The sequence below is a fragment of the Psychrobacter sp. TB20-MNA-CIBAN-0197 genome (assembly GCF_040309765.1).
GTDB classification, from domain to species: domain Bacteria; phylum Pseudomonadota; class Gammaproteobacteria; order Pseudomonadales; family Moraxellaceae; genus Psychrobacter; species Psychrobacter submarinus.
In genome coordinates, this window is record NZ_JBEOPC010000461.1 from 1 (window position 1) to 278 (window position 278).

1 pseudogene is annotated in these 278 nt (G+C 60.4%); it reads left to right on the forward strand.

Annotated elements, in window-relative coordinates:
- Positions 1-207, forward strand: a pseudogene (locus tag AAEY83_RS14495) (hypothetical protein); the annotation flags it as partial.
- Positions 208-278 lie beyond the last annotated feature (71 nt).

A 278-nucleotide genomic window follows, 5' to 3' on the forward strand; every position in this document is an offset into this window, starting at 1 on the left:
TACGGCCATCGCGACTTTGTCACAGGCACAGTGGCGCAGCTGATTCGCGGTGACCTGCATGTCGCCCAGGACAAACCGCTGATCTATTCGCCATTCGGCATGGGCATTCTCGATCTCGCGATTGGCCGGATGATCCACGACATTGCGGTGGCGGCCGGTACGGCAATTGCCATCCCGTCATTTTTTGGCGAGGAGCGCAGATGGTGAAGGCGCCTGTGCACATCGGCCTGATCGGCTGCGGTTCGCGCGGATTGTCGGTATTCGAGCGCCTGTTGAGC